This window comes from Bacillus cereus group sp. BfR-BA-01382, assembly GCF_022663475.1.
Classification (GTDB): Bacteria; Bacillota; Bacilli; order Bacillales; family Bacillaceae_G; genus Bacillus_A; species Bacillus_A thuringiensis_S.
This window is the reverse complement of the sequence record NZ_JAKUFQ010000004.1, coordinates 94,382-115,434: the sequence shown is the minus strand read 5'-3', so window position 1 is coordinate 115,434 and position 21,053 is coordinate 94,382. Positions and strand designations below refer to the sequence as shown.

The following is a 21,053-nucleotide window of genomic DNA, read 5'->3' as shown; positions in this document are numbered from 1 at the left end:
AAGAAAGCTTTCCTATTCTTCATATAAAAAGCCGATTTCATACTACAGAAATCGGCCTACGTTTTAGCAGGAAAATTATTGCGAATCGTTTCAAGCGCATGCTCTTTCACAATTTGTTTTCCATACTCACTTACACGATGAATTGTTAAAGTTGATTCTTCCCCATATTCTAAAATAATACTTAAAATACGATCGATTTCTTCTTCATCATGTAGCACTTCATCGAATTCCACATATACATAATAGCGGTTCTCAAATGAATACAGCTCATCTTTTATATCTTCAAAGATAAGACGATGACTTAATGAAATGACATCTTCAAAATCATTAAATTTAATTAAAAAGCCAAACGTACCATCTTCATTAAAGTTTGTTCCTGTTTGTTCTTCTACCTCTTCGACTAACTCTTGTTGGAATAATGATTCGATGCCTTCATCTAGAGGAATATCTATAATTTTGTCTACCCCTATCGGTAGTTCCAGCTTTTGTCCGTCCTTTGAAAGCTCTGCTTTCGTGACAAGTACTTCAATCCCTTTATCGACTGCTTGCACTTGAATCCATAACGGCCCATCAATAAAGAAATCGTCATGATCACGAGCTTCGTCCATCATCTCCCAAAAGAGCTCTTCACTTCGTTCGCGATCATACCAAATTTCTTCACGATTAAATCCTCTATCCTCTATATCAATGTACGTAATAAAAAATTTCATCGTATGATCATTAATTCTTTCAATATCCAAAATACAACTCTCCCTTCCTGCTTAGAATTGTTATGAAGGGATTCCCCACTCATATGACAAATCAATAGATTCTTGTACTCTCATTTTATGATAAGATTCTCCAGAATGGAAATAAAATCGATTTATTTTACAAAAATAGTTATATGCCTATCTTTACTCGATCAACTACATAAATATATTATTATAGCGATTTCTTACTTACAAAAAATTTGGACATACATTTCCACATTCCCCCGTACACTTTAATAAAGTGAAACTTCTATTGGAAGAGATTATTTAACAACAACTTTCTTCATCACATACATACAGTTCGCTTATTAAAACATCATAAATGGAGGCAGACGAATGGACTTAGAGTTTTTAACATCCGTACTAATGATTGTCGGTATCGATGTTGTATTAGGTGGTGACAATGCAATTGTCATCGCACTAGCTAGCCGAAATTTACCTGAATCGAAACGAAATAAAGCTATTTTGATTGGTACTCTTTTAGCAATCGTACTAAGAATTGCCCTTACTATATTAGCTGTCTATTTACTCGACATTCCATTTCTACAACTGATTGGCGGGGTTTTACTTACATTAATTGCAGTCAATTTATTAACTGATAATAACAACGATCTTTCTGCTATTCAAGGAAAAACAACTTTATTCCAAGCTGTGCGGACAATTGTTTTCGCGGATCTCGTTATGGGGTTTGATAATGTTATTGCCATTGCAGGTGCAGCTCACGGGAGATTTTTACTCGTCATAATTGGCTTACTCATTTCTATCCCTATTATTATTTGGGGCAGCAAACTTATTTTAATACTTATGGAACGATTTCCATTCCTCATTTATTGCGGTGCAGCGATTCTTGCCTATACTGCAGGAAAAATGGTTACACATGAAGACAGACTTGCCACCTTTTTTCATAACAACCCAAGTTTCACTGCAAGCATTCCTTATTTGTTCATTTTCACTATTTTATGCATCGGCTTTATCGTACAACAAGTTCGATTACGCAATGTGAAACATTAAAAAAAACCTTCTACTATATAATAGGTAGAAGGTTTTCATATTATTATAATTAATTTACAAGACGTTGTGCTTCACGTAATTGGAACGTTCTTACTGTACGTGGTAAGAAACGGCGAATTTCGTCTTCGTTGTAACCAACTTGAAGGCGTTTCTCGTCAATCATAATTGGACGACGTAAAATCCCTGGATAGTCACGAATCATCTTATATAAATCTTGAAGTGGTAAAGATTCTAAGTTTACATTCAATTCTTGGAAAACTTTCGAACGAGTAGAAATAATCTCATCCGTTCCGCTTTCTGTCATACGTAAAATCTCTTTAATTTCCTCAATTGTTAATGGATCTGAGAAAATATTACGTTCTGTATAGGGAATATGATTTTCCTCTAGCCATAATTTCGCCTTTCTACAAGACGTACAGCTTGGAGAACTATATAATGTTACCATACAAAGCTCACTCTCCTTAAAGAGTACAAATTCTGTACTAAATACAGTTTTAATTTCTAACTTCAGCAATTTTTCGCGATAACTTGTCTTATTGAAAAGTACAAAAATCGCATTTCATGTAAGCAACAACTTATAATAAACAACAATTACTTTTAATAAGTAACTTCTATAATCATTATACAATAGATTTTGCAAGAAATATACAGTAAATTTCCTGCTAGTTGAGAAAACTCTTCCGTGTATTCCACTGCTATGTAACATGATTACGCTCAATTTATCTGTACTTGAACAATAACTTTCAACCCTTTCAATACTCATTTCCCCTAGATTTTTCATATAATATATAGTTATTTATCTATAATCTTCCCTATGAAAAAGAGAACGTTTTCTTACTTTTTCCTGATAAATCAATTAAGAAATGTAAGACTATACAAATGAGAATGAAAAGGAACATTTGTTCTTATTTTAACAAATATTCTCCCTCCTGTCCACACGATTTCTAAAGTAAATTATTTTTTTCTGACATTTCTTTCTTTTTTATTTTTTATCTCATACAATAAACATACAGACAGGCAAAGGGGGAGTTTGCAAATGATTGCTTTTTTTGTTGATTTTATTACGGTTGCTGCCCTCATCATCGGAATAACAGCATTGATTGGTGTCATTACAAATAGCATTGGCGAAAAGCTCTTTGGCGGAAAAGAAAAAATGAAGTTTGTTAACAAAAGTTTGGATGTACAATCCGGCTGGAATCAAGTTGGCGGAAAAGGCATTTATAAGAAACGCACGTATTAAAAAAAGCAGGTGGTTAGCCTGCTTTTTTTATTTCCCTACGGATGCCCATTTGAAGCTCACATCAGGGCCATATTTATGGTTGTACATATCTTTAATTGTTTCTCTTTGTAAGTATGCTCTACCACGTTGGTATACTGGAACAATCGCAGCGTCATCAAGTAACATTTTTTCTGCCTCAAGTAAGTTTTTCCAGCGAGCATTTACATCGCTTCCATCTTTTTTCGCTTTCATAATGATTTCATCGTATTTCGGATTAGAGTACTTCATCTTATTTTGTGACCCATCTGTTACAAACATATCAAGATATGTGATCGGATCTGGGAAGTCTGCCCCCCATCCAGAGAATGACATGACATAATCACCCGCATCTTCTAATTTCAACTTTTGTGCGAATGGTTGTTGTTTAATTTTCACTGTTAAGCCTGGTAAATTCTTTTCCAGTTCACCTTTTAAATATTCACCAGTTTTCTTAGATAATTCAACATCTTCATTTAATAACTCTAATTCAATTTCATTTTTTCCAAGCTCTTTTGTACCAGCTTCCCAATATTTTTTTGCTTCTTTCACATTTGGTTTTACAATATCACCATTTTCAGCACGGAAATCCTTTTTATCCGGACCTTTAATGAAGTTATCAGGAATTAATCCTGTTGCTGGCTTAGAACCGTTATTTAATAATGTATCAACGAACGGCTTACGATCAAAAGCAAGGGAAATTGCTTTACGAATATTTTTATTTGCTAAAGCTGGATCTTTTTGATTTAAGCGTAGGAAAAATACAGATGTCTCTTCTACTGTTTTGAAATCTGGTTTTCCTTTATATTTATCGATGAACTCTGCTAATAACGTCGCTCGATCGATTGCATTTGTTTCATATAAGTTAATTGGCGTAGATGTATCTTTTACAATATTAAAGTTTACTTCTTCAAGCTTCACTTCTTTATTGTCCCAATATGATGAGCTCTTTGTCATTTTAAAACTGCGTTCATGTTGCCAATCACTTAATGTAAATGGTCCGTTGTAAAGCGTTGTGTTCGCTTCCAAACCAAACTTCGCACCTTGCTCTTTCACAAATTTCTCATTTACAGGATAAAAGATTGGATATACCATTAAATCTACAAGATATGGAATAGAATTGTCTAATTCTACTTCTAATGTGTAATCATCAATTGCTTTTACACCTAATTGATCAGGACTCATCTCTTTTTTATTAATTTTCTCTGCATTTTTTATATCATACATAATGTATGCTGATTTCGCAGCTGTGTCTGGGTTGATTGCTCTTTGCCATGCGTATACAAAATCTTTCGCCGTTAAAGGCTCACCGTTTGACCATTTCGCGTCTTCACGTAATTTAAATGTATATTTTTTACCGTCTTCTGACTTTTTAAATTCTTTTGCTACACCTGGAACTAACTTATCATCTTTTCCAAGGCGGTATAGACCTTCCATCGTGTTGTTCATTACTTTTGAAGAAACTGCGTCAGCTGATAATGCTGGGTCCATCGTTGGAATTTCTTGTGTTTCAATTAAATTAAGAACTTGCTTCGCACCGCTTTTCCCGCTATCCCCTTTTGCGTTTGCTTGCGGTTCATCTTTTTGGTAGCTACATGCCCCTAATATCATGCTCATTGCTACTGTTGATACTACAAAAACTGGTATCTTTTTTTTCATACTTCCACCCTCCAAAAAATGTTAGCCCTTTCATTTTCAAACAGAAAGAAATATATATATGTTCTAATAATTCATATTATACACACAAATATATTTTTTGTATATTTATATTTCTATTTCATTAAAATTTTGTGTTAAAAAATATATCTTTGTAAACGTTTTATATTGTCTATTTTCCTTACTAAAGTGCCAAAAATAATTATTTTTATATTTTTCTAAATTATCAGAGAAAAATAAATTTTATATTTTATGTATAATTATCCCACCCTTTTCAACATAAAATAGCAGGCCCTTCATATTAAAAATATATAGGCTAAAATGAGTGCAAAGGATAAGAAAGTATGTTACGATACATTTTGCTAAAAATAGATATCGGTAAAGAGGGGACGGACATGACAGCAATTCAGGCAAAAAATGGGCCGACAGAGAAATTAAGTTTATTCTTATTAACATGGCCTATTTTTCTAGAAGTTTTTCTTTTTATGTTGATGGGGATCGCTGATACTTTCATGTTAAGTGCATTATCAGACGATGCTGTATCTGGGGTTGGTGCAGCGAATCAATATCTCCATATTGCGATTTTGGTATTAGAAGTCATCGGGAACGGCGCTGCTATCGTTGTATCTCAATACCTCGGTTCCAGACGCTTTATGGAAGCATCTAAAATATCAGCATTAGCCGTCACATTAAATTTAATAGTTGGGCTCGTTATAAGCGCTGGTTTTCTTTTATTTTCGAAACATATGATGCTCGCAATGAACTTACAAGGCGATGTACTAACGTATGCGCAAAACTACTTATCTATCGTCGGAGGGGCAATCTTCCTGCAAGCTATCATTAACTCATTAGCCGCAATTATCCGTGTACACGGTTTTACAAAGCAAGCGATGTTTATTTCACTCGGAATGAATATTATTCATATCGCTGGAAACTACGTACTCATTTTCGGGAAATTTGGTTTCCCTGAGCTCGGTGTACAAGGGGCTGCAATTTCTTCCGCTATCAGTCGATTGATCGCACTTATTGTTTTCTTCTGGTTACTATATCGCGTTATGGAATATCGTGTGAAATTACAATATTACTTCACTTTATCCAAAGAATACATTGGAAAAATTTTAAAAATCGGCATTCCATCTGCATTTGAACAAGTGATGTATCAAGCTTGTCAAATCGTCTTCCTTTATTACGCAACGTACTTAGGAACGGAATCATTAGCTGCTAGACAATACGCTACTAACATTTCCATGTTCACTTATTTATTTGCAATTGCGATTGGTATGGGAACAGCCATTATTATTGGCCGCCTTGTTGGTGGTGGCGAAAAGGATGAAGCATACGAACGTTTGTGGAAAAGTGTAAAATGGGCGATTGGTGTAACTTTATGTATGGTCGCTCTCGTTATTACATTCCGTACACAATTAATGGGACTGTTTACAGATAATCCGCACATTATCGGGTTAGGCGCAAGTGTTCTTTTACTAAGTGTACTACTTGAAACGGGACGTACGATGAACATCGTCATCATTAATTCGCTTCGTGCAGCTGGTGATGCAAAATATCCTGTTTTAATCGGTGCATTTTCTATGGTGTTAATGAGTTTACCACTAGGTTACTTTTTCGCCTTTCATTTAGATATGGGGCTCGTGGGTATTTGGCTAGCGATCGCCATCGACGAATGGACACGTGCCATTATTATGTTCTTCCGCTGGAAAAGTAGAGCTTGGGAACGTTACGCACTAGTTAAACCTGAAGAACAAGAAGAGAGTATTTCTGTTCAAGTTTAGTAATTTTATATAGTAGAAAAAAGAGCCCTCCTTCCGCAATGGAAGAATGGCTCTTTTTTTATTGATAGATTTCTTTATATTTCTTATACTCTGCTTCAGAACATAGTACGAAATGTCCTGGACGAATTTCACGCATTGTTGGCACTTCGCTACCGTAATCATGCTGCGATGGATCGTATACGATACGTTTACGATTACGCTCATAATCTGGATCTGGTAGCGGAATTGCTGATAATAGTGATTTCGTATATGGATGAACTGGATTCGCATATAACTCTTCACTTGTTGTCAGTTCTACAATTTGACCACGGTACATTACGCCGATGCGGTCACTAATGTATTTTACCATCGATAAATCATGGGCAATGAATAAGTATGTTAAGCCTTTTTCTTTTTGTAACTTTTTCAGTAAGTTTACAACTTGCGCCTGAATCGATACGTCAAGTGCTGAGATCGGCTCATCGGCAATGATAAATTCTGGTTCTACAGCAAGCGCTCGAGCGATACCGATACGCTGACGTTGTCCACCTGAGAATTCGTGTGGGAAACGGTTTGCGTGCTCTTTATTTAAACCAACTGTGTTTAGTAGTTCATGAACACGGTCCATGCGCTCTTTTTTACTTTTCGCTAATCCGTGAATATCAATACCTTCTGCGATAATATCCCCTACTGTCATACGAGGATTTAGTGATGCGTATGGATCTTGGAAAATCATTTGCATTTTACGGTTGAATTTCTTCAATTCTGTGCGTGATTTCTTACCATGTACGTTTTCACCATCGAATAATACTTCACCAGCAGTTGCATCATATAAACGAATAATCGTTCTTCCAGTTGTTGATTTACCACAACCTGATTCTCCTACAAGACCAAATGTTTCTCCGCGGTAAATATCAAATGAAATATCATTAACCGCTTTGACAACACCACCACTCACGTCGAAGTGCTGCTTTACATTTTTTACTTCAATTAATTTCTCACGTTGTTTAGTCATGTTGTTCACCTGCTTTCATTTGAAGAATACGTTTTTCAACAACTGCCGGCGGTTTTACTTCTGGAGCTTGCTCGTGAAGTAACCAAGTTGCCGCATAGTGTGTATCACTTACTTTAAATAAAGGCGGTTCCATTTCAAAATCAATTTTCAGCGCCTGTGGGTTACGTGGTGCAAAAGCATCACCCTTTGGCGGCTTCAATAAATCCGGAGGCGTTCCAGGAATTGCGTATAACTCTTCCTCTGAACCATCTAAACTTGGCATAGATGCGATTAAGCCCCAAGTATATGGATGTTTCGGATTATAGAAAATTTCATCTACAGTTCCAATTTCAACAACTTTACCAGCATACATAACTGCCACTCGGTCAGCAACGTTTGCTACTACACCTAAGTCATGCGTAATGAAAATAATTGCCGCTTCTGTTTTTTGCTGAATGTCTTTCATAAGTTCTAAAATTTGTGCCTGAATCGTAACGTCTAGCGCTGTTGTCGGCTCATCGGCAATTAATAATTTCGGGTTACAAGCTAACGCCATCGCAATAACTACACGCTGTCTCATACCACCTGAGAATTGGTGAGGATATTGTTTTAAACGTGCTTCTGGATTTGGAATACCTACAAGGTCGATTAATTCTAACGCAACTTTACGTGCGTCTCCTCTACTCATCCCTTGGTGTTTAATAAGACCTTCCATAATTTGATTCCCAATTGTCATCGTTGGATTTAATGATGTCATTGGATCTTGGAAAATCATCGCGATATCTTTACCACGAACTTGCTGCATTTCTTTTTCCGTTAATTTCGTTAAATCACGACCGTCAAATACAATCTCTCCATTTTTAATACGGCCTGGAGGATTTGGGATTAACCCCATTAGCGCTTTAGAAGTAACTGATTTCCCAGAACCAGACTCTCCTACAATCGCTAATGTTTCCCCTTTTTTCAAATCAAAAGTAACTCCGCGCACTGCTTGTACTTCACCTGCATGTGTATCAAAGGAGACTTGTAAATCTTTTACCTCTAACAATGTTTTCATTTTTACTTCTCCCTCCTCATTTACTTACGCATTTTTGGATCTAACGCATCGCGTAATCCATCTGCCATTAAGTTGAATGCTAGAATTAACATACTGATGACAACCGCAGGGATGAACATCATGTGTGGATACGTTTGAATAGATTTATAACCATCATTTACAAGAGAACCAAGTGACGCGAATGGTGGCTGAATTCCTAAACCAATGAAACTTAAGAACGCTTCACCAAACACCGCTGATGGAATTGTGAACATTGTCATTACGATAATAGGTCCCATTACGTTTGGAATTAAATGTTTCACAATTAATTGTGTATTTGTTGCACCTAATGTACGAGATGCTAATACATATTCTTGGTTTTTTAACTTTAGGATTTGTCCACGAACAATCCGCGACATCCCTATCCAACCCGTAATCGCCATCGCGAGTGTAATTGACCAAATACCAGATCCCATAATGATTACCATTAAAATAACGATGATTAAGTATGGAATACCGTTAATAATCTCCATAATACGTTGCATAATATTATCTACTCTACCGCCGTAGAATGCTGAAATACCTCCGTATGCAACCCCAATTACTAAGTCAATTGCTGCTGCTAAAAGAGCGATATATAATGATACGCGTGTACCTTCCCATGTTCTTGTCCATAAGTCACGGCCAAGATCATCTGTACCAAACCAGAAGTACTCTTTAATATCACGTTTTTCATATTGGTCAACACCATATTGATCTGTACCGTCAAATGGTAACCAATGAACATTTTCAATAACTGGAATTTTTGGTGGTAATTTCGCACGACCTAAATCTTGCTCTTTATACGAGTGTTTACTTACCATCGGTCCAAAAATCGCTAATAGCGCAATGATTACTAATAATACAAGGCCAAGCATCGCACCTTTATGTTGGAACAAACGTCTTCTTACATCTTGCCAAAACGTTAAGCTTGGACGGGCAATGACTTCATTATCAACATTATTTTGATTGGCTTGTTGAAATAAATCTGGAGATAATTTTTGTACATCTTTCATCATTTTTTCCCTCCCGCTAAACGAATACGAGGATCAATAATTCCGTATAAAATATCGACAATGAAAATAACTAAAATGAAGATTGCACTATAGAAAATCGTAGTTCCCATAATAACTGTATAGTCATTTAAAGTAATCGATTTAACGAATTGTTCCCCAAGTCCTGGTACAGCATAAATTTGCTCGATAACAAGTGTTCCTGTAATTAATGCCGCAACCATTGGTCCTAAAATTGTTACAACTGGAATTAACGCGTTACGAAGTGCGTGTTTTACAATGATAACGCCTTGACTAATTCCTTTTGCTTTCGCTGTTAAAATATAGTCTGACTGCATAACTTCAATTAATTCTGCACGAGAGAAACGTGCGATTGTTGCGATAACTCCCATCGATAATGCAATTGTAGGCATTACAGTAAACTCTGGTCCTTTCCAGAATGCTACCGGGAACCAACCAAGTTTTACCCCTACGAAATATTGTAGTAATGCGGCGAATACGAATGATGGTACCGACATTCCGAGTACCGAAATAACTGTTGCACTATAATCCACCCACGTATTATTACGAAGTGCGGCAACAATACCTAAAATTAAACCGATAAATGTCCCTAATATAATCGCTTGTAAACCTAATTGGGCTGATGGTCCAATACGATCCACAATCATGTCTGTTACTGGGCGGTTATCATATTGGAATGATACCCCTAAATCACCTTTTGCTAAGTTACCTAAGTAACGTGCGTATTGAACTGGTACCGGATCATTTAATCCGTATTTTTCAAGAATGATTTCTTTTTGTGCCGGTGATAGCTTCTCCTGGTTTTTAAGCGGAGAACCCGGAAGTAATTTCATCAAAAAGAAAGTCAGTGTAGTAATTAAAAATAATGTCAAAGCCATGTACACGAAACGTTTTAATACATAACGTCCCATAGTCAAGCACCTCCCCGTTTTTCTCAAAAGCAATAAGATAGTTTAAAATATTCTTACTTTTATTTTTTTAAAATAAGAGCATATGCCCATCATAGGCATATACCCTTGTAAACGATGGAAAAAAAAGATTATTTTTGTTCAACAGATGCCCATTTGTAAGTTAATTTACCACCATAGTTAATTGGGATAATATCTTTTACGGCACCTTTTACTACATACGCTGAACCTTTTTGGAAGATTGGAGTGATAACTGCATCTTCTTTAATTAACATCTTCTCTACTTCTAGAAGGTTGTTCCAGCGAGCTTGTAAATCTTTTGTATCTGTTTTAGCTTTTAGGATTAACTCATCATACTTCTGATTAGAATACCCTGTTTTATTTTGAGAACCATTCGTAACAAACATATCTAAATATGAGATTGGATCTGGGAAATCTGGTCCCCAAATACCAAACGCAATATCATATTGCTGAGAATCTTCTAATTTATTTTTTTGTGCGAATGGTTGCTGTTTAATTTTAATTGATAAACCTGGTAAGTTCTTTTCTATCTCACCTTTTAAGAATTCACCAACTTTTTTAGCATCTTCATTATCAAAGTTTAAGAATTCTAGTTCGATTTTATCAGTTCCAAGCTCTTTCTTCGCTGTTTCCCAAAGCTTTTTCGCTTCTTTTGGATTTGTTTCAACTAGCTTTCCATTTTCAGCTCGGAAATCTTTTTTATTCGGACCTTCAGCGAAATCTTTTCCAACAAATCCGTAAGCTCCAATTGCACCGTTATTTAAAATAACTTTCGCAATGTTATCACGGTCAAAGGACATTGAAATTGCTTTTCTTAAGTTTTTATTACTTAAGTACTGATTACTTTGATTAAATCTTAAGTAAGCAACCCCTGCTTCTTTTCTTGTTTGGAACTCTGGGCTTTGTCTAAACTTATCAACAAATTCAGACGTTAAAGCCGCACGATCAATCGCGTTTGTCTCATATAAATTTACATCAGTTGCTGTATTTTTTACAATATTAAAGTTGATTTCTTCGATTTTAACCGTTTTATTATCCCAATATGAAGGATTCTTCTTGAATTGGAAACTTTGTTCATGTTTCCAATCACTCATAACGAATGGACCGTTATATAATGTTGTATTTGCCTCTAAACCAAACTTATCACCTTGTGCTTTTACAAAGTTTTCATTTAGCGGGTAAAATACTGGATAAACTGTTAAATCGATAAAGTAAGGAACGGGATTGTCTAATTCCACTTCTAATGTATAATCATCAATCGCTTTTACACCTAATTGGTCAGCAGGTAATTCTTTTTTATGAATTTTCTCTGCATTTTTAATATCGAACATAATGTACGAATACGTTGCTTTTGTATCTGGATTTACGGCTCTTTTCCATGAATACACAAAGTCTTTAGCTGTTACAGGTTCCCCATTTGACCATTTCGCATCTTTTCTTAATTTAAATATGTATTTCTTCCCATCATCTAGCTTTTCGACATCTTCTGCAACGCCAGGCATTCTCTTTTGATCTTTGCCAATACGATATAAACCTTCCATCGTATTATTTAATGCTGTAGAAGATGAAGAGTCAGATGCTAATGATGCATCCATTGACGGAATTTCAGATAACTCTGTTAAATTAAGAATCTGTTTTCCGTTACTACTACTCGTAGCGTTCTCTTTCCCTTTTGCTTTTGCATCATCTTTTTGGTAGCTACACGCGCCAAGCAACATACTTGCAGTTAAAGTTGATGCAAGTAATAACGGTATCTTTTTCTTCATGTTGTGTTGCCTCCCCTAATTGCACTTCCTGTACCCTCACTTGTTAAAAAGTAGAATTGAAAGAATAATCTCCAAGTTTCTACAATTTTCATTATACATATAATACGACGATTGTGAATATAGTTTTTTGTTTTTTTGTTAAAATTTTTAATAAAATGTTTATATTTTTAATTTTTCGTAAAGGGATACGTTAACATTGCTACCATCATCTTAAAATCAGACCTTTAATTGTGTATAATTTTCAAAAAATTATTTCTAGTACTTATTATAGCTTTTATAGTATAATAATTCTAGTAATATTTTGACGGAGGGGAATATTTTGAATAAAGTTTTTTTTCATACTTGTATACTAATTTTTATAGCGATGATTGCTTCTAGTATTGGTGCATTCCTCATTTCATCTCAATTTTTGTTGAACTTTGTCAACATCTCGTTTTATATCGCGCTATTTTTTATTCTGATAGGTGGTTTTTTATTCATATTTCAAAATGGATTTTTCAATGTAACTCTTTACGCTTTCCAGAGAGTATTTGGCACGAACAAAAAGATTGACTCTTTAATTGAAGAAGTCGAGGAACCTACAGATAAGAAAGAACGTATTTATAAAACATATTCATTCAAATGGACATATCCAATTTGTATTACAGGTATCGTTCTTGGGTTGTTCTCGACCCTCATTAGCTTTACTATTTTGATGTAGTTTGCAAACACTATCCCATATGATATAATAATCAGCAAAACATTTTGTTATAAAACTTTAGTTCTTTCATATTAAAAGAGCTCAAGTAACAATAAATAAATTTATATGTATGCGATGATAAAGAAGAGTACATATTGATGCAATTTCAGAGAGCTTGTGGTCGGTGTGAACAAGTAATTGTACAGTATGGAATGGGCTTTTGAGCACCAAACCGAACCGAAAGTAGTAGGCCTTGGCGTTATATCCAGACGTTACTATGGATTAGAGAGATTTCACAGTAGTGAAATAATTAGGGTGGTACCGCGGTCCATTCGTCCCTATAGTTTTTTGGGATGAATGGGCTTTTTTGTTTGCCTTCTCTTCCCTATCACGCATTCAAATTTAGGAGGAAATAATTATGTCAGTTATCTTTTCTGGTATTCAGCCAAGCGGAACGATTACACTTGGAAACTATTTAGGGGCTATGAAGCAATTTACAGAGCTTCAAAACGAACACGATTGCTATTTCTGTATTGTAAACCAACATGCCATTACAGTACCTCAAGATCCTATACAACTTCGCAAAAACATTCGTAGTCTTGCTGCACTTTATGTAGCATGCGGCATCGATCCTGAAAAAGCTACTTTATTTGTACAATCAGAAGTACCTGCACACGCTCAACTAGGATGGATCATGCAATCTGTTGCTTACGTTGGAGAATTAGAGCGTATGACACAATATAAAGATAAAGCTTCAGGTAGAGATTCAGTTCCAGCTGGATTACTTACGTATCCACCATTAATGGCTGCTGATATTTTACTTTATAACACAGAAATCGTACCTGTTGGTGATGACCAAAAACAACATATGGAATTAACACGTGATCTAGCAGAGCGTTTCAACAAACGCTTCCGTGAAGTGTTCATAGTTCCTGAAATTCGTATTCCAAAAGTAGGAGCTCGCGTTATGTCATTAACCGAACCTACGAAAAAAATGAGTAAATCTGATCCGAATCCAAAATCAATGATCAGTATGCTTGATGAACCAAAAACAATTGAAAAGAAAATTAAAAGTGCTGTAACAGATTCAGAAGGTATCGTGAAATTCGATAAAGAAAATAAACCTGGAATCTCTAACCTATTAACAATTTACTCTTCATTCTCAGGAAAAACAGTTGAAGAGATAGAAGCAATGTACGAAGGAAAAGGATACGGCGACTTCAAAGGCGACTTAGCACAAGTAGTCGTAGAAGCAATTCGCCCAATCCAAGACAAATATAACGAACTAATCAGCTCCCCAGAACTAGACGAAATTCTAGACAAAGGTGCCGAAAAAGCAAACCGCGTTGCATTCAAACAACTACGCAAAGTAGAAAACGCAATGGGACTAAGCAGAAAACGTAGGTAACATAAAAAGCGGAGGCGACTGCTTAGCCCTGACGGCTAAAGTTCTTTCCCACAGAAGGTGCTTTTTACCTTCTCGTGGGGAAGGTTCTTAGACGCGAAGGGCTAGGAGCCGGAGCTAAATTACATATAAAGTGGAAGCGGCTCGTTTAGAATGTGAGGGGGATGGAGCTCCTGACGTAAAGGCGCTTTTTGCCTCGCAGGAAGGCGCGAAGCCACCGAACATTCTTGCCGCTGGAGCTGGATTTCACCAAATTAAAAAACCGCCAATTGGCGGTTTTTTAATTTACCTTTTGCTCATTTTCCATTTCCCATAACTTTTCAAAAAACGGCTGTCCTTTTACAAGGCGCTCGCATAATTGTTCGTGCTTCTCAGACCAGCCTGATTTCGCTTCATCATATAGTCTTGCCCAAATATCTTCAAATTCCATATGTTGGACCGTTCCATATGCTGACGGATCCCACTCTGTGTACCAATAGCGAATTTCCGCTGTATTTTTCGTTGTATGTAATTGATCTAACGCCATAAATAATAATTGTTTTAGTTGTCTTTCTTTACGAGTCAAGCCATTCATAATGAAAGGCGATGGTGATAAAATGTGGTGTTCTTTTTCTGTTTCTTCTACTTGGAACTCATACTTTTCTGCTTGTACGTTTTCTACCATCTCATATACCATCTGCTCTTGCCGTGGTATAAGTCTGCTTTTACGAATAGGTACATTGTAACCAATTGTATCAATCGCAATAATTCCTTTTCCATCTGTAACAACAAAGCAATACTCTTGCTGCAAACGTTCATGATTTTTACGAATATAAGCCTTATGATGTACGTCTTCCAACAATTTTTGCGGAAGCTCTAACAATTCGTCCTCGATGTAATGATATAATGTGGCATCTACTTTTAATAATGGCACTTGATCTAATAGCTCAATCGTATCATCTTTCCGCCATTCGTAAAAATGACAAACGTTATACCCATTCTCTTCACCTTCAAACCAATTTACCCATACATCATGTAGATATAACATTCACTACCCCTCACTTCACTACTGTTTGTATCAATCATTATGTTCAATTTTTCTTAACTTTATTCCACCTAAGGAAATATATTCTAATTATTATTTTTTCTTCTATTAATACTAAAAAAACAGGAAATAGAGCTCCTGTTTTTTTATATATGAAATGTATTTGCTTTATTCAATATTTCTTTTGCATCTATAGATAATAAAGAAAGTGTATCTTCTCCTTCCAATGTTACACAATCTTTGACAATATGAAATCCAAGCGCATAGCCAAGCATCTTTGGATAAGAGTGAAATCCATTTAATAAGATGTCGTGCTCCCTTGTTCCTCGTTTTATACTTATTCTTTCATGTACAACATTTTTCCAATAATAAATAGCCTCTTCTTTTGAAAGATACATCGTCCACGGTGCATTGTTTTTTTCTGAATATCTTTCCGTTACCGCTTGCTCAGCTAGCCCTTCCATAATCATCGTATCAAGTAATGTATATTCTGTTTCTTTCGTCTCAATTTGATGTAACCTGCATATGTGATGATATTCATGCGCCAATAACACCTTTAATTCTTCCACCGAATTCCGTCCACATACAAATAAGAAAATAACATGACGCATAGATAATCCAGCCCTACCGTTATACTCTTCTTGTACAGTTCGATTATAGGAATCTGATAATAAAATAAAGACAGGGACATCCGGACCTTTCAACCAATTTTTCAATTTATCATACTCCAAGCTCAACTCTTTCCAAATTTCCTTTTCCTCTAATTCTTTAATTTCCTTTTCCCCATGCATGACCGGACGATACATCCCTTTTGAAATTAAAAAGCGATACAACCTTTCTTTTGGCAACGGAATATACTTCGTAAATTTCTCACAAAGTTTTTCTGGCCGTCCATAATATAAATGTAGCCATTCAGCTGTTTCAATAACCCCCATCTTTATCCCTCCTTTTTTCTTATGTATATGCTACAAGAGAAAAAGACGTAAAAATAAATAAGGAGTTTTTTCGTAATATGCTACGAAAAAACTCCTTATTTCATCTATTATTTATACGATTTAAATACTAATACTGCGTTATGACCACCGAATCCTAGTGAGTTACTTAATACTGCATTTACTTCTTGTTGTCTCGCTTGATTCGGTACGTAATCTAAGTCACATTCTGGATCTGGTGTTTCATAGTTAATTGTTGGAGGGATTACTCCGTCTGTAATTGATTTAATTGAGAAGATCGCTTCAACAGCACCAGCTGCTCCTAATAAGTGACCTGTCATTGATTTCGTTGAGCTAATTGCTACTTTGTACGCGTGCTCACCGAACGTTTCTTTAATTGCCATCGTTTCATACTTTTCATTCGCATCCGTACTTGTACCGTGCGCATTAATGTAATCAATATCTTCTGGCTGTAGACCTGCATCTGCTAAAGCTTGACGCATTGCACGCACGCCGCCTTCACCACCAGGAGCCGGCATTGTAATATGGAATGCATCACCAGTTGCACCGTAACCAGCGATTTCCGCATAAATGTGAGCACCACGAGCTAATGCGTGCTCTAATTCTTCAAGAATTAAAATACCTGAACCTTCACCCATTACGAAACCGCTACGGTTTTTATCAAATGGACGGCAAGCCGTTGCTGGGTCTTCATTAAATGTTAATGCTTTCGCTGAGCTAAATCCTGCGAATGCCATACTTGTTAACGGCGCTTCAGCTCCGCCTGTTATCATTGCATCAGCATCACCACGCTGAATTGCTTTAAATGCATCACCAATTGAGTTTGCACCAGATGCACAAGCCGTTACAGAGCAAGTGTTAATTCCTTTCGCTCCTGTTGCGATTGATACTTGACCTGCTGCCATATCTGGGATCATCATCGGCACGAAGAATGGGCTCACACGGCGCGGACCTTTCTCAGTAAAAATCTTAAATTGTTCTTCGTATGTCTCCATACCGCCAATACCAGATCCAATCCATACACCAATTCGAGGTCCGTTTTCTTCTGTAATTTCAAGCTTTGCATCTGCAACTGCCATTTTCGCTGCTGCTACTGCATATTGTGTAAAGCGATCCATACGGCGCGCTTCTTTTTTATCAATATATTTCTCGACTTCAAAGTCGTTAATTTCTGCTGCTACTTTTGCTGGAAATAGTTCCGGATCAATTCTTGTAAGTCGTCCGATTCCAGATACACCTTTTTTAATGTTTTCCCACGCTGTTTCAACATCTGTACCGATCGGTGTAACAGCTCCTAGCCCTGTAATTACGACCCTCTTTTTTTCCATACAAAATACACTCCTTTTTTTCTCTCAGTCCTTATTTACCCCAACGAAGAGCAACTGCTCCCCATGTTAATCCGCCGCCAAAACCAACAAGTATAATTAAATCACCATCTTGAATACGTCCATTTTGCAATTCCTCTACCATTGCAATTGGAATTGAAGAAGCTGATGTATTACCAAACTTTTCAATTGTCATACTCATTTTTTCTTGTGGTAAATTTAATCTCTCTCTTGCAGATTCCATAATACGAATGTTCGCTTGATGCGGTACTAAGAAATCCACATCCTCTTTCGTAAGACCAGCTTTATCCAGCACGCGAAGACAAGATTCACCAAGTTGACGAACGGCAAATTTAAACACTTCTCTGCCATTCATCATAACATACTCGTCTTGATAAAGATGCTTACCGCCACTTCCGTCTGCTCCTAATTCGAAAGATAGAACGCCTCTTCCTTCTGAAACAGCTCCCATTACGATAGCACCGGCTCCGTCTCCAAATAGTACCGCTGTATTTCGATCATTCCAGTCTACAATTTTAGATAGTTTATCACTACCAACTACTAATACATTTTTATAAGTTCCCGTTTGAATAAATTGCTGCGCTGTAATCATTCCGTACATAAAACCAGCACATGCTGCACCTACATCCATTGCAGCTGCATGTTTCGCTCCAATCGCTTCTTGAATGACACAAGCTACTGCTGGAAACGCACGATCTGGTGTTACTGTCGCCACCAAAATAAGATCGATATCTTCTCCGCTAACCCCTGCATCTTCAAGTGCTTTTTTAGCAGCCTCTACGGCCATATACGAAGTATCTATTGTATCATCGGCAATGCGTCTTTCGGCAATTCCCGTTCTCGTACGAATCCATTCATCGGATGTATCCATTATCTTCTCTAAATCGTGATTTGTGACTACTTTTTCCGGCACATATCTTCCGATCCCTAAAATGCCCACGTTCACATCGCAGCCCTCCGTTTTATATCAATTATTATGACTTGGTACTAATTTTAAAACATAAATGTATTTTTGTCTAGAATATATTTCAGCTAAAACATAAAGCTAGGCATTATTCACTTTATTGTTTATTAAAAGAAACAGAAACATACCTTCCCTGTTTCTTTTGAAATATAAAAAGGCTCGAACCGCTTCTCTCGACGGTTCGAGCCTCTTTCTCCTCAAAAAGAAAGGGTTTTATTGTTGATCTGCTTTCCCAAGCTCATATGCTTCGTTCATAACTTTCATCAATAACTCTAATACTGGTTGTGCTTTCTCCATATCAAGCGCAATTCCATTATCATCTAAAATGGCCTTTGCTTCTGGTAAATGCTTCATTGCGATTTGTAAAAACTGCATGCTTTTTTCGTTCATATTATACTCTTCCTCTCCATTAAAACTTTCACATACAATAGTGTAACACGCGTGCTACCCTTCGTATAACTCTTTATATTTTTTCATGTGTGCCAGTTGCTTATTTAAACCGTATTCTAACGGAGTATTTCTTTTTATCGAAATTACCTCGATAGCCTCATCTCTTACTTCGTTATTATTTTTATTTACTTTATCATCCGCGCGTAAAAGGTTCATACCTTTTTTCCATAATGACTTTTTACCACTAAGCAAATTGTATATACCGAGATGCTGCTCGTTCATTCCATTTTCCCATAAGTATTCACATACATCTTCCACGTACAGTAGATCACTTCCGTTTTCCTCACTCGCATAATAGCACTCTTTCTCATCCAGTTCTGATAAAATGAGCTGATGATACATCATAAAAGACGGTTGCCACGGTCCATATAATGTAGGAACTCGAAATACACTATATTGTAAATCCCCTTTTTTCAATCCTTCTTCTACTTTCAAAAATATGCGCTTATTTTCCGATTCATCTGTACTACCTACTTCAATAGAAGAAATTAAATTTAACTTCAATTTTTGTTCTTCACACATTCTTATAATTCGCTTTAAATATTGTAATATGACTCTTTCATTCCGAAATCCACATTGCTGATTTGGCTCATATAAGCAAAAGTAAACAGTATCGAATCTCTCTTCCTCTACTAATCTCCATCCATCTTCATCTCTTATCGAATAATACGTAAATAACGCATTTCGCCCAATTAACAATAACTTCTCTTCATTAATTTTGGTCATACTATTGAATTCATCAAAATCAAGACCATACACTTCTACTTCTTCTGCGATCATTTTATTCACAAGGTGATAACCTACAAACGTAAGTGCACCTATTATCAGCACGCGTTCCATACCACCAACCCTTTCTCCTTGAAACAAATAGCTCCTCATTTATGTATATGGGAGCTTCACAATTCTTCTTCATATTTTTTAAAGAAATCAGTCGTTTGCCTAACCATTTTATATTTCACATCTTGCAGATGGAACAAGACAGAAGTATCGCATTGATTTAATTGCCTCATTTTCTCATATTTACGCAACTGTTGTTTTCTTCCTCTTTTTTCTTGTGTTGATACGAAAACTTTGACAGGTACACAAGATGGCAGAAGCGTAAATGATTTCTTATTTATTTTTAAATCTAACTCTTCTTCTTTGGCATCATACGCCAAACTTAATTCCTTCACTAATCTTTTGTAAAAAAACTTATGCTCTTTCTCAAATTCCACATATTCTGGTAAATCTAAACATGGATTCAACATAATGACAGAACGAATACATTCAGGGTATTTGTTCATCATTTCAAGTGCTACAAGCGCACCCATACCATCTGCCATTATGTGCATTTTCGCATTTAACGTCTCTTTTCTCAAAACAACATCATATAAACGTTTTGCTAGACGAACAGATTGGTCGTTTCCCCAGTGCCTTCCGTATAAATTAGAAGAAAAGACTGTGTAGCCTTCCTCAATAAGGCCATGTAAAAAATAAGATCTTCCCGCATGCTGTGTCCATAAACTTGTACCATTCTCAATAAAGTAGTTGTAATCACCGAGGAGCATAACCGAAAATCCATTTGGCTTCTCCGGTAAATAAATGACACATGGTTCTTTTTCTAAGTAAAAAAAACGTTCCGTAATACTCATTTTTCCCCCGCCTTATTTTCTAAACATATAAAACCACTCTTTTATAATGTATGAACGGAATGCAAATTTGCGTTGAAAAATCTACAAATATTTTTCTATATTCTTTTTTCAATTGTGTTACAATAAGGACAGATTGAACGAATAGAGGTGTAAAATATGCGTTTCATTTGGGCATTAATTTGGTCGTTCTTACTTGTACATATGATGAGCTATGTAATCGGCTCTATGACTGGCGGTACATACGACTTTAACCAAGCGTCTATTTTCTCAGTTGTTCTTGCTGTATTAGTACTAGCGATTTCAGCTGCAATTCCAAACGAGCCAGTAGAACAACACTAAAAAAAGAGTCCGGATTTTATCCGAACT

The 21,053-nt window shown here is 36.2% G+C and carries 21 protein-coding genes and 1 other annotated feature; of the genes, 6 read left to right on the top strand and 15 right to left on the bottom strand.

What is annotated here, in order from left to right:
• Window positions 1–56 precede the first annotated feature (56 nt).
• A complete protein-coding gene (mecA, locus tag MR160_RS03350; protein ID WP_000350716.1) occupies window positions 57–740 on the bottom strand; it encodes an adaptor protein MecA in 684 nt (227 codons plus the stop codon).
• Window positions 741–1,085: 345 nt separating this feature from the next.
• Between mecA and MR160_RS03345 the strand changes: the two genes are divergently transcribed.
• A complete protein-coding gene (locus MR160_RS03345) occupies window positions 1,086–1,760 on the top strand; it encodes a TerC family protein (RefSeq protein WP_000362600.1) in 675 nt (224 codons plus the stop codon).
• A 49-nt stretch (window positions 1,761–1,809) separates the two neighbouring features.
• Here MR160_RS03345 and spx read toward each other — a convergent pair whose 3' ends face one another.
• Window positions 1,810–2,205 carry a transcriptional regulator Spx gene (gene spx, locus MR160_RS03340; RefSeq protein ID WP_000258267.1) on the bottom strand — a complete coding sequence of 132 codons (396 nt, stop codon included), beginning with the start codon at window positions 2,203–2,205 and terminating at the stop codon, window positions 1,810–1,812.
• A 591-nt stretch (window positions 2,206–2,796) separates the two neighbouring features.
• Here spx and MR160_RS03335 point away from each other — a divergent pair.
• The gene (locus MR160_RS03335; RefSeq protein WP_000559983.1) at window positions 2,797–3,000 is read left to right on the top strand and encodes a hypothetical protein; all 204 of its coding nucleotides are present in this window, start codon (window positions 2,797–2,799) and stop codon (window positions 2,998–3,000) included.
• A gap of 27 nt (window positions 3,001–3,027) precedes the next feature.
• Here the strand turns inward: MR160_RS03335 and MR160_RS03330 are convergent, their stop codons facing one another.
• Window positions 3,028–4,674 (bottom strand): peptide ABC transporter substrate-binding protein, encoded by a 1,647-nt coding sequence (locus tag MR160_RS03330; protein ID WP_000727253.1) that lies wholly within the window; start codon window positions 4,672–4,674, stop codon window positions 3,028–3,030.
• 341 nt (window positions 4,675–5,015) lie between these two features.
• Here MR160_RS03330 and MR160_RS03325 point away from each other — a divergent pair, with 341 nt between their 5' ends.
• A complete protein-coding gene (locus MR160_RS03325) occupies window positions 5,016–6,458 on the top strand; it encodes an MATE family efflux transporter (protein WP_003309213.1) in 1,443 nt (480 codons plus the stop codon).
• Between the two features lie 58 nt (window positions 6,459–6,516).
• Here MR160_RS03325 and MR160_RS03320 read toward each other — a convergent pair whose 3' ends face one another.
• The 5 genes from MR160_RS03320 to MR160_RS03300 all read right to left on the bottom strand — a co-directional run bounded on the left by MR160_RS03320 (window position 6,517) and on the right by MR160_RS03300 (window position 12,235).
• The gene (locus tag MR160_RS03320; protein ID WP_000166354.1) at window positions 6,517–7,452 is read right to left on the bottom strand and encodes an ABC transporter ATP-binding protein; all 936 of its coding nucleotides are present in this window, start codon (window positions 7,450–7,452) and stop codon (window positions 6,517–6,519) included.
• Window positions 7,445–8,488 carry an ABC transporter ATP-binding protein gene (locus MR160_RS03315; protein WP_000854341.1) on the bottom strand — a complete coding sequence of 348 codons (1,044 nt, stop codon included), beginning with the start codon at window positions 8,486–8,488 and terminating at the stop codon, window positions 7,445–7,447. Before MR160_RS03315 ends, MR160_RS03320 begins: the two co-directional genes overlap by 8 nt.
• A gap of 20 nt (window positions 8,489–8,508) precedes the next feature.
• Window positions 8,509–9,525 carry an oligopeptide ABC transporter permease gene (gene opp3C / locus MR160_RS03310; protein ID WP_000974107.1) on the bottom strand — a complete coding sequence of 339 codons (1,017 nt, stop codon included), beginning with the start codon at window positions 9,523–9,525 and terminating at the stop codon, window positions 8,509–8,511.
• Window positions 9,522–10,451: an oligopeptide ABC transporter permease gene (gene opp3b / locus MR160_RS03305; RefSeq protein ID WP_000534168.1), complete on the bottom strand. Its 930-nt coding sequence runs from the start codon at window positions 10,449–10,451 to the stop codon at window positions 9,522–9,524. The genes opp3C and opp3b overlap by 4 nt, the downstream gene beginning before the upstream one ends.
• A gap of 128 nt (window positions 10,452–10,579) precedes the next feature.
• Window positions 10,580–12,235 carry a peptide ABC transporter substrate-binding protein gene (locus tag MR160_RS03300; RefSeq protein WP_000727209.1) on the bottom strand — a complete coding sequence of 552 codons (1,656 nt, stop codon included), beginning with the start codon at window positions 12,233–12,235 and terminating at the stop codon, window positions 10,580–10,582.
• A 319-nt stretch (window positions 12,236–12,554) separates the two neighbouring features.
• On the opposite strand from MR160_RS03300, the gene MR160_RS03295 reads away from it, so the two are divergent.
• Entirely contained in the window at window positions 12,555–12,935 is a 381-nt protein-coding gene (locus MR160_RS03295) for a DUF3899 domain-containing protein (protein WP_001045002.1), read from the top strand.
• A 105-nt stretch (window positions 12,936–13,040) separates the two neighbouring features.
• Window positions 13,041–13,257: a binding site (T-box leader), on the top strand.
• A 75-nt stretch (window positions 13,258–13,332) separates the two neighbouring features.
• On the top strand, window positions 13,333–14,322 hold the full coding sequence (gene trpS / locus MR160_RS03290; RefSeq protein ID WP_000110979.1) for a tryptophan--tRNA ligase: 990 nt from the start codon (window positions 13,333–13,335) through the stop codon (window positions 14,320–14,322).
• A 277-nt stretch (window positions 14,323–14,599) separates the two neighbouring features.
• On the opposite strand, the gene MR160_RS03285 is transcribed toward trpS, so the two are convergent.
• From MR160_RS03285 to MR160_RS03255, 7 genes are all read right to left on the bottom strand, one after another.
• The gene (locus MR160_RS03285) at window positions 14,600–15,346 is read right to left on the bottom strand and encodes a YjbA family protein (protein ID WP_000966119.1); all 747 of its coding nucleotides are present in this window, start codon (window positions 15,344–15,346) and stop codon (window positions 14,600–14,602) included.
• A 143-nt stretch (window positions 15,347–15,489) separates the two neighbouring features.
• The gene (locus MR160_RS03280) at window positions 15,490–16,278 is read right to left on the bottom strand and encodes a DUF2268 domain-containing putative Zn-dependent protease (RefSeq protein ID WP_000538198.1); all 789 of its coding nucleotides are present in this window, start codon (window positions 16,276–16,278) and stop codon (window positions 15,490–15,492) included.
• A 107-nt stretch (window positions 16,279–16,385) separates the two neighbouring features.
• A complete protein-coding gene (gene fabF, locus MR160_RS03275; protein ID WP_000412645.1) occupies window positions 16,386–17,624 on the bottom strand; it encodes a beta-ketoacyl-ACP synthase II in 1,239 nt (412 codons plus the stop codon).
• Window positions 17,625–17,655: 31 nt separating this feature from the next.
• Complete coding sequence (gene fabH, locus MR160_RS03270) at window positions 17,656–18,588, bottom strand: beta-ketoacyl-ACP synthase III (protein WP_001100533.1); 933 nt, start codon at window positions 18,586–18,588, stop codon at window positions 17,656–17,658.
• A gap of 231 nt (window positions 18,589–18,819) precedes the next feature.
• Window positions 18,820–18,996 (bottom strand): ComZ family protein, encoded by a 177-nt coding sequence (locus MR160_RS03265; RefSeq protein WP_001003335.1) that lies wholly within the window; start codon window positions 18,994–18,996, stop codon window positions 18,820–18,822.
• 54 nt (window positions 18,997–19,050) lie between these two features.
• Window positions 19,051–19,923, bottom strand: a complete 873-nt coding sequence (locus MR160_RS03260; RefSeq protein WP_000486171.1) for an NAD-dependent epimerase/dehydratase family protein — start codon at window positions 19,921–19,923, stop codon at window positions 19,051–19,053.
• Between the two features lie 29 nt (window positions 19,924–19,952).
• Window positions 19,953–20,687, bottom strand: a complete 735-nt coding sequence (locus MR160_RS03255) for a lipase family protein (protein ID WP_000028706.1) — start codon at window positions 20,685–20,687, stop codon at window positions 19,953–19,955.
• Between the two features lie 156 nt (window positions 20,688–20,843).
• On the opposite strand from MR160_RS03255, the gene MR160_RS03250 reads away from it, so the two are divergent.
• Window positions 20,844–21,026, top strand: a complete 183-nt coding sequence (locus tag MR160_RS03250; protein WP_001211116.1) for a YjzD family protein — start codon at window positions 20,844–20,846, stop codon at window positions 21,024–21,026.
• The last annotated feature ends 27 nt before the right edge of the window (window positions 21,027–21,053 follow it).